The sequence below is a fragment of the Bradyrhizobium sp. YR681 genome, from assembly GCF_000282615.1.
In the GTDB taxonomy this organism is placed as follows: Bacteria; Pseudomonadota; Alphaproteobacteria; order Rhizobiales; family Xanthobacteraceae; genus Bradyrhizobium.
On record NZ_AKIY01000286.1, the window covers coordinates 20,644 to 29,588 of the forward strand.

The 8,945-nt window shown below is 64.8% G+C and carries 6 protein-coding genes; 3 read left to right on the forward strand and 3 right to left on the reverse strand.

From position 1 onward, the window contains the following. Positions 1-112 precede the first annotated feature (112 nt). Positions 113-1,000 carry a VOC family protein gene (locus tag PMI42_RS30920; RefSeq protein ID WP_008142062.1) on the forward strand — a complete coding sequence of 296 codons (888 nt, stop codon included), beginning with the start codon at positions 113-115 and terminating at the stop codon, positions 998-1,000. Between the two features lie 54 nt (positions 1,001-1,054). On the opposite strand, the gene PMI42_RS30925 is transcribed toward PMI42_RS30920, so the two are convergent. The 3 genes from PMI42_RS30925 to PMI42_RS30935 all read right to left on the reverse strand — a co-directional run bounded on the left by PMI42_RS30925 (position 1,055) and on the right by PMI42_RS30935 (position 5,675). Next, complete coding sequence (locus PMI42_RS30925; protein WP_035967128.1) at positions 1,055-3,382, reverse strand: TonB-dependent receptor; 2,328 nt, start codon at positions 3,380-3,382, stop codon at positions 1,055-1,057. Next, on the reverse strand, positions 3,363-4,388 hold the full coding sequence (locus tag PMI42_RS30930) for a HoxN/HupN/NixA family nickel/cobalt transporter (protein WP_050994429.1): 1,026 nt from the start codon (positions 4,386-4,388) through the stop codon (positions 3,363-3,365). The genes PMI42_RS30925 and PMI42_RS30930 overlap by 20 nt, the downstream gene beginning before the upstream one ends. Positions 4,389-4,598: 210 nt before the next feature. Continuing rightward, complete coding sequence (locus PMI42_RS30935) at positions 4,599-5,675, reverse strand: Gfo/Idh/MocA family protein (protein ID WP_008142070.1); 1,077 nt, start codon at positions 5,673-5,675, stop codon at positions 4,599-4,601. A 221-nt stretch (positions 5,676-5,896) separates the two neighbouring features. Between PMI42_RS30935 and PMI42_RS30940 the strand changes: the two genes are divergently transcribed. Beyond that, on the forward strand, positions 5,897-7,684 hold the full coding sequence (locus PMI42_RS30940; RefSeq protein WP_008142071.1) for a peptide ABC transporter substrate-binding protein: 1,788 nt from the start codon (positions 5,897-5,899) through the stop codon (positions 7,682-7,684). A gap of 216 nt (positions 7,685-7,900) precedes the next feature. Continuing rightward, positions 7,901-8,722 (forward strand): hypothetical protein, encoded by an 822-nt coding sequence (locus PMI42_RS30945; RefSeq protein ID WP_008142074.1) that lies wholly within the window; start codon positions 7,901-7,903, stop codon positions 8,720-8,722. Positions 8,723-8,945 lie beyond the last annotated feature (223 nt).

The following is an 8,945-nucleotide window of genomic DNA, read 5'->3' on the forward strand; positions in this document are numbered from 1 at the left end:
GGTGGCAACGGCATCGCGCCCTGCCCTCAAGATGTGATCGGCAAACAGTTTCGGCTGGCGGAAATTCTGCTCTAGTATGACCCGTCCGTCCTCCAGCGAGAAGCGTACATCCATGCCGCAACAATTCGATCGATCCGCAGAAGATCTCGGCAACGCCATCCATTTCGAGCACGTCAACATCCAGGTGCCGGACCAGCGCCTGGCGACCTTATTCTACGTCACGGGACTTGGGCTCACCCGCGATCCCTATCTGATGGTGTCCGACACCAACATGTGGATCAACGCCGGGCGCAGCCAGTTTCACCTGCCGAGCGGCAGGCCGCAGGTACTGCGCGGCCATACCGGCCTCGTCATCGAGGGGCGCGAGGCGCTGCTGGCGCGACTGGCATCGGTCGCGAAGAAGCTCGAAGGCACCGCCTTCACCTTCGCCGAGCACAACGACCATGTCGAGGCCGTCTGCCCGTGGGGCAACCGCATGCGCATCCACGAGCCGGACGCGGCGCGCTTCGGGCGCGTCACGCTCGGCATCCCCTATGTCGAGTTCGACGTCCCCGTCGGAACGGCACCGGCAATCTGCGCCTTCTACCCTGAGATCATGGGCATGCCCGCGGCGTTGTGGAACGGCGACGGCACGGTTGCGGCGGTGAAGACCGGCCGCGACCAGCACCTGCTGTTTCGCGAGACCGATCTGCCGCAGGGCGACTATGACGGGCACCACGTGCAGATGTACATCACCGACTTCTCCGGCCCCTACCGCAAGCTGCTCGCACGCAACCTGATCTCCCGCGAGGACAATCAATATCAATACCGGTTCTGCGACATCGTCGAGCTCGGCAGCGGCAAGACGCTGTTCACGGTCGAGCACGAGGTGCGTAGCGCGACCCACCCGATGTTCATGCGGCCGATGGTCAATCGCAATCCCGTGGTCAACAATCGCAACTACGCGTTCGGCCACGATCAGACGTCATGGGCGATGGGGCCTGACCTCTACGACGGATAGGCCGCGGCAAATTCGGACCCGGTCGCAGGGCGGACGAAAGCCTGCTCGCCTCGCCTAGAATGTCCCGGCCATGGTGAGGCGGAGCGTCAGCGGCTCGACCGGGTGCAGCACGGTGTCCATCACGCCGTTCTGGCAGACCGCCGTCGGCGCCGTGCCCGACCTGCAGAGATTGTACAGCGTGTCGGTCCTGAGCAGCGAGCCATAGGCATAGGTGATCTGGTTCGCTCGCGTATTGAACAGGTTGAGCACATCGAGCTGGATCCGCCAGCCATTGTCGGCGCGATAGCCGAGGCGGCCGTTGAAGACGCCGGTCGCGGAGGAGCGGAACGCATTGTCCTCCGTCAGCGGGCTGGAGGCGAGGTAGCGCCAGCGCAAGGCCCCGAACCAGCCGGTCTTCTCGCCGAGCGTGATGCCGGCTGATGCCACCATCGGCGGCGCATTCGGAATGTAATTGCCGGGCGCGTTGCCGATTTGCGCCTCCGGATAGCCGGCAAGCGAGGCATAGACCGCCGCCTGCTCGCCGTCATAACCGCGAACGCGCGCATGCGTCATCGCAAGGTCCGCGTCGATGTCGATCCAGGATTTGGGGCGATAATGGTTGGTCCACTCGAAGCCGTAGCGGCGGCTGGCGCGGGTCGGCTCGGTGTCGCCGGCATCGCCGGAGAACAGGATCTCGGACTCCTGGTCGAGGATGAAGACGCTGAACGAGGAATCGAGACCGGGAACGATCCTGGTGCGAACGCCCATTTCCGCGCCGCGCGTGCGCACCAGGAGCGGCGACGGCGAGAGTTTTGTGGCGGAATCGCCCGGGTCTTCCGTCGTCGTCGCGCCGCGGGCGTCGTTGGAGTGCATGCCATAGCCGGCGCCGAGGAACATTTCGGTCTGGTTGAAGGGGCCAAGCACCATGCGGAATTTCGGGCTGCCGAGCGAGGCATTGACGCTGCCGGAATTGCCGGAGTTGAACAGCGAGGTGACGTTGGCGGCATAATAGTCGCCGCGCCAGCCGACGGTGGTCCTGAGCCAGCCGGTCCAGCGCACGGTGTTTTCGGCGTAGACGCCGACGCTGCCCTCGCCGACCTTGTCGCTGCGGACGCTGGAGAGATAGCTGCGTCCGACCGTGTCGGTGAGCGCCAGATCGATCGCATCATAGCGCGATTGCAGGCCGAACATCGTCTGCATCGGCAGGCCCGCAAGCGAGCCGTTCAGCGTGCGCGAGATGTTTGCGCCGGCCATCAGGCGATCGTCGTGCTGGTGGAACTGGTCGCCGAACACGGGATCACCGAGGTAGTAGGTAAAGTTGTTGAAGAGGTCGAGCTGGCTCTTCACGACATAGGCGTTCGCCTTCCACGAGCCGAGATCGTCGCTCTGCGCCACGCGGCCCGAGAGCGCGAAGCGATTGGTGTTGCCGCCGTCGGTCGGATCCTCCGAGCCGAAGCGGCCCAGCAGGCCCGCCGTGATCGCGCGCTGCGGCACCTGGTCGGTGGAATTCCACGTATTGGCGTAGGCCATGCCGGTGACGGAGACACCGTCGGTCGCAGTGCCCTGGCTGTAGCGCACGAGGCCGTTGAGCTTGCGCACATTGTCCGGATTGTCCCACGGGCCGTTGTAGGTGCCGAGCTCGCCAGCGACCAGCAACGACCCGTTACCGACCTTGGCGGAATCCATGCCGAGCAGGCGGCGATAGCCGAAGCTGCCGGCGGTGACCTGCGCCAGGCCTTTCTCGGTGCGGTCGATCAGGCCGATATGGACGCTGCCCACGGAGGCGAAATCGCCCTCGTCGGCAAAGTACGGGCCCTTGCGCACGTCCATCGCGCCGATCGTTTCCGGGATCAGCCAGTTCAGGTCGGCGTAACCCTGGCCGTGCGCGTGCGTGCGCATGTTGACGGGGACGTCGTCGACGGTGATCGCGAGGTCGGTGCCGTGGTCGAGATTATAGCCGCGCAGAAAATACTGGTTCGCTTTGCCTTCGCCGGAATGCTGGGTGACGATCAGCCCCGGCACGGCTTCGAGCGCCTCGCCCGGCCGCGTGAACGGGCGCGCGTTGAGGACTTTGCCGGAGACGATGAGTTCGCTGGCCATGCCGGGCGGTCCTTTCGCGCCGGAGGCAACGCTGCTTGCGTCCGATCCCGGCGCCGGTGCCGGCTGAGCCACGCCATGAACATCCGCCGTGGCCGCCCTGCTCACCCGTCGCGGTGCCGGCGGCTTCTTGCGGCGCGGCGCCTCCCTGCCGGTGACCTCGACCGGAGACAGTTGCTGCGAGGCGCCGCTGCTGTCCTGCGCAAAGCCGTCTCCGCCATCGCCGAGCAGAATGCAGCCCGTCAGGATCGACAAGGCCCCGCATCGCCGCCGAAGCGTCGTGCGTTCACACCACCTCGGTCGCATCGACGTTCCCGAGCACATCCGGCGCGCGCCTGCGGTCGCCGGCAGACATACGGCGATAGGTCACGACCGAGACGAGCCAGGCGAGCGCGAACAGCGCGATCACGGCGAAGCCGAAATTGGCGAGCGAATCGTTGAGCGCCTCGACCAGCGACCACGGCCCGCCGGACAGGCCGAGCCGATCGCCGATGAGCCCCAGCGCCTCGATGCCGCCGATGAACAGCGCGACCGCGACGGAGGCGCCGGTGATGGTGAGGTTGTACCAGAGCTTGCGATAGGGATCGACGAAGGCCCAGCGATAGGCACTCACCATCAGCGCGGAATCGGCGGTGTCGACCAGCGCCATGCCGGCGGCGAACAGCGCGGGGAAGACCAGCACATGCGCGAACGAGACGCCGCGTGCGGCTTCGGTGGCGGCGATGCCGAGCAGGCCGATTTCGGTCGCGGTGTCGAAGCCGAGGCCGAACAGCAGCCCGAGCGGATACATGTGCCAGGGCCTGGTGACGAGGCGGAACATGGGACCGAGCAGGCGCGCCAGCAATCCGCGATTGGCGAGCAGCGCATCGAGCTGCGCGGCATCATGGATGCCCTGCTCGCGAATTTCGCGAAGGGTTCGCCACAGGCCGGCGAAGATGACAAGATTGATGGCCGCGATCACCAGCAGGAACAAGGCCGACACCGAAGTGCCGATCAGCCCGCCGATCTCCTTCAGCAGGCTGTCGCCGCCAAGACTGACGACGCCGAGCGCGAGCAGCATGGTCGCGACCACGACGACCGTGGAATGGCCGAGCGCGAAATAGAGGCCGACGCTTCGGGGCGTATCGCCCGCCTGCATCAGCTTGCGCACGACGTTGTCGATCGCGGCGATATGGTCGGCATCGACGGCATGGCGAAGGCCGAACACCCAGGCGAGCAGCGCGGTCGCCATCACCGTGGGCCGGTCGCCGAACAGCGCGAACGCGAAGGCCCACGCGGCGATGTTGGCGGCGATCAGCCCGCCGAACAGCATGGCGGGCTCGAATGCCCGTCTCGCAACACCGCCTGACTGAACCACGCCACCCCTCCGAGTATGATGTTTATATCAATCCATCATACTCGCAGGCAAGTGCCGGGCCATGATCGGGGAGCACAGCCGATTGTCCGCGAACGCGCATCTTGTGGAATCGCGCCGCCGTGGCGCTGCCCTTTCCTGTCCGCCAGGCGGCGGCGAATGTGTCCGCTAGAACGCCTCGCCTGTTGGAGCGAGCGCGTCGTAGCGATGGCGCAGGTCGACGCGTTGTCCGCTCGCAGCCGCCTCGGCGACCGCCAGGGTCGCGATCAGGCTGCGCGCGCCATCCTCGACCGGCTGCAATGACTGCGCCTGGCCGCGGATGATGTCGCGGAAATGATCGAGCTGGGCGACGTAGGGGTCGATCGACGCGGCATGGATGCGCCGGGCCTCGATCGGCTTGTTCCAGTCCTGCGCGCCGCCGGCTTGCGTCCATTGCACCAGCGCCGGAAATTCGATCGATCCGCTGCGGCCGAGGAAGCGGTAGTTGCTCTCGCCGCTGAACGGGAATTCGGGGGCTTCGCCGAGCCCCTGCTCGGACGTCCAGGGCGAGACGGCGCTGTCGCTGATGAAGAACGTGCCGAGCGCGCCGCTGTCGAATTCGATCAGCGCCGCGGCGGTGTCCTCGACCGCAAAGCCGCGCTGGCGGTTCGACGCCGCCGCTTGCACCGCGACGATCTCGCCGATCGTGAAGCGCAGGAAGTCGATCTCGTGGATGAGATTGATCAGGATCGGTCCGCCGCCGGCCTGCGCGCGCCATGGCGCGGTCTCGAAATAGGCCGCCGGCTTGTGGGTGGCCCAGATCGCCGACACTCCGACGACATCGCCGATCCGCTTTTCGCCCAGGGCCGCTTTCAGCGTTCTGACCTGCTGATGGTGGCGGCGGTGATGCCCGACCAGCGACTGGATGCCGGCCTTGCGCACCTCGGCAGTCAGGCTTGCCGCAGTCTCCACCGTGTCGGTGACCGGCTTCTCGATCAGGATGTGAACCCCGCGCCTGGCGCAGGCGATGCCCTGCTCGGCGTGAAGCTGGTTGGGCGAGGCGATGATCACGGCCTCCGGCCGCGCCTCGTCGAGTAGTTTTTGGCAGTCGGCAAAGACGGGGATGCCGGGATGATCGGCAGCGACCCGATCGGCATTCACGTCCGCGATGCCGACGAGGTCGTAGTCCGCCCGCCCGGCCAGCTTGGCAAGATGCTTGCGTCCGATCAGGCCCGCGCCGATGACGCCGATGGCGATGCTCTTCATCTCACCTCGTCCCTATCGGGATCGGGCCGCCGGCCGGCCTCGACGGTCGCCGCGGTTCCTGTGCCGCCTGACAAGTAAGAGTCATGCGGCGTTTCATCGCAAGCACGCTCTTCAAGCCGACACCCCCATCTTTGACTCCGGGAGGTCCGACGTGCTGAGCTGGTCTGCATGTAAATTGCATGCCGGTGACGACTTGTCTTTGCGAAGGTGGAGGTCATCCGATGAACGAAAACGAAATCCGCGGGCTGATTGCGGAGGTGAAGCAAGGCACGCTGTCGCGGCGGTCGTTCATCCGGACCATGGCTGCGGTCGGGATCGCCGCCCCCATTGCAAGCCAGATCCTGAGCTGGAACGACGTGGCGATGGCGGACGCCACGCTGGCCTACAAGCCGACCAAGGCCGGCGGCGGCGGCCCGCTCAAGATGCTGGTCTGGCAGGCCCCCACTCTGCTCAACCCGCATTTTGCGCTCGGCACCAAGGACCAGGTCGCCTCGCGCATCTTCTTCGAGCCGCTGGCCGGCTGGGACAAGGAGGGTAACCTCATCCCATGCCTCGCCGCCGAGGTCCCGACCAAGGCGAACGGCGGCCTCTCGCCGGATGGCACCAGCGTGACCTGGAAGCTGAAGCAGGGCGTGCGGTGGCATGACGGCAAGCCCTTCACCGCCGACGACGTCGTCTTCACCTGGGCTTACGCTGCGGACCTGGCGACGGCCGCGTACACCACGGGCTCCTACCAGAATATCAAGGTCGAGAAGATCGACGACCACACCGTCAAGGTGATCTTCAAGGCCCCGACCCCGTTCTGGGCCGATCCCTTCGTCGGCTCGGTTGGCCAGATCCTGCCAAAACATCAGTTCGGCGACTATACCGGCGCAAAGTCGCGCGACGCACCGGGCAATCTGAAGCCGATCGGCACCGGCCCGTACAAATTCGTCGAGTTCAAGCCGGGCGATCTGATCCTGGCTGAACGCAACCCCGATTATCACGTCAAGAACCAGCCGTATTTCGACACGCTCGAGGTCAAGGGCGGCGGCGATGCGGTCTCCGCCGCGCGCGCGGTGCTGCAAACCGGCGAATACGATTATGCTTGGAACCTGCTGGTGGAGGACGAGGTCCTCAAGCGCATGGAGGCCAGCGGCAAGGGCAAGGTCGAGTTTACGCTCTCCGGCGGCGTCGAGTTCATCATCCTCAACACCACGGACCCCTGGACCGAGGTCGACGGCGAGCGGTCCAACGCCAAGACCAAGCATCCGACGCTGTCCGATCCGGCCGTCCGCCGGGCGTTCAACCTGCTGATCGATCGCGAGGCGATCCAGAAATTCATCTACGGCCGCGCCGCCGTCGCGACCGCGAGCTTCGTCAACCAGCCCAGCCAGTTCAAATCGGGCAAGCTGAAATACGAATTCGACGTCGACAAGGCGAACAAGATCCTGGACGAGGCCGGCTGGAAGAAGGGCGCGGACGGCATCCGCGAGAAGGACGGCAAGAAGCTCAAATACGTGTTCCAGACCTCGATCAACGCCCCGCGCCAGAAGACGCAGGCCATCATCAAGCAGGCCTGCCAGAAGGCCGGCATCGACATCGAGCTCAAATCGGTCACCGCGTCGGTGTTCTTCTCGTCGGATGTCGGCAACCCCGACACCTACTCCAAGCTCTATGCCGACATGGAGATGTACAACACGACGATGCCGCAGCCCGATCCGGAGCGCTTCCTGAACCAGTGCGTGTCCTGGGAGATCTCGAACAAGGACAACAAATGGCTCGGCCGAAACGTCTCGCGCTGGTCGGATCCCGAAGCCGACAAGGCCTACAAGGCCGCGCAAATCGAGCTCGATCCGGTCAAGCGCGCCGCGCTGCTGATCAAGGTCAACGAGATCTTCTGCGAAGCCAACGTGCTGGTGCCGCTGCTCTCGCGCAACATCGTCGGCGGCTCCGTCAACAGCCTGATGGCCGACATCTCGGGCTGGGACGTCACGACGTGGAATCTGGGGAGCTGGTATCGGAGCTGAGGGCGGGATCCGTCTCAGCGCCGTCATGGCGAAGAGCCCTTGCGACGAAGCAATCCAGTCTGTCGCCACGGACGGATTCTGGATTGCCGGCGCCTTCGCCCAAGCTTCAGCCGAGCAGCCGCTCGAATTCCCGCCTGGATTGCACTCCTGTTTTCCGGTTGCGCGGCGCCGCCGCGACCGGCATAATCCGGTCCTCCCCGGCTGGTGACTGCTGCAATGGCTGTCGATCAAATCGGCGATCCGCAACCGAAGAGCTCCGACAGGGCGTCCATAGCGATCGCACTCGTGCTTGCGCCGCTTGGATTATTCGTGTTCTGGGCCGGCAACAACTTCATGGTCGAGTTCGTCGCCGGGTGGATCGACAGGCCGTGGCTATCTGACTTCGTCCAAAACCATTTCGTCTTGGCCAATTTCATCTACCTTGCGATCTCCTACGCCATCGCACTCCCGACCCTTTTCTTTGCCCAGCTTCAGGAAAAAACCGGCCGATCGATCTTCCTTGTTCCAACCGTGGCGTTCGCCCTCCCATTCGCCGCGACGATCTTCGCCGGGTATTATCGCGCATACGTCATCGTCGCCAACGTCGTGACCCCCGCGTTCTATGGCTTCGTTGCCGAGTACGGATTGAAGATTCCCCTGTTCCTTTTCGTCGTATTCGGTGCGCCGGCTCTTTCTTATCTGGCCTATCGCGTTCGCGGCTCCAATCAGACTCTCTACGGCTCGATCGAGCTTGTTTTCGGCATCGGATTCATCCTGTTCTCGGTGTACTCGGTCGCGCTCGCGCCGTTCTTGGCAGCCGAGTTCAGGAATCCCGACGTATGGAAGACAATCTTCAGCTTCTTCACCGGTGTTTACATCATCGTCAGGGGCCTGGTGAACATCGAGGACGGCCTCGGAAGGGGTACGCTGACCGGCATCGTCATCCTCGGATTCCTGTCGCAGCTCCTCGCAAGGCTGCCCGGGCAGAGCCTGTTTTCGACTGCGTCCGGAGGGCAGGTGACCGATCGACAAGGGCACGACGAAGAAGAGACGGGTTGACGCAAAGTCACGCGGATGACGGAGTGGCCGGAGGCAGACACAGCTTTGCATTCTCGCGGCCGATTCCGCCCGAGTTTTGCTTGATCTCTCCGCCCTCGTAGCCGAGAGGGCGCAGGGAAGGCCGGGTGCCAGCTCGCACCCGCGGTCCGCTGCGCGAAAATGTAGCGCAAGGAAACCGCACAGCAGCATACAGGTGGAGCCGTCACTCGGCCTTCCCTGCGCG

Bases quoted from the DNA above. Each gene is read 5' to 3' on its own strand.
- PMI42_RS30920 (WP_008142062.1), top strand. From the start codon at position 113: ATGCCGCAACAATTCGATCGATCCGCAGAAGATCTCGGCAACGCCATC.
- PMI42_RS30935 (WP_008142070.1), bottom strand. From the start codon at position 5,675: ATGAAGAGCATCGCCATCGGCGTCATCGGCGCGGGCCTGATCGGACGC.
- PMI42_RS30940 (WP_008142071.1), top strand. From the start codon at position 5,897: ATGAACGAAAACGAAATCCGCGGGCTGATTGCGGAGGTGAAGCAAGGC.
- PMI42_RS30945 (WP_008142074.1), top strand. From the start codon at position 7,901: ATGGCTGTCGATCAAATCGGCGATCCGCAACCGAAGAGCTCCGACAGG.
- PMI42_RS30925 (WP_035967128.1), bottom strand. From the start codon at position 3,382: ATGCGACCGAGGTGGTGTGAACGCACGACGCTTCGGCGGCGATGCGGG.
- PMI42_RS30930 (WP_050994429.1), bottom strand. From the start codon at position 4,388: ATGCTGTTCGGCGGGCTGATCGCCGCCAACATCGCCGCGTGGGCCTTC.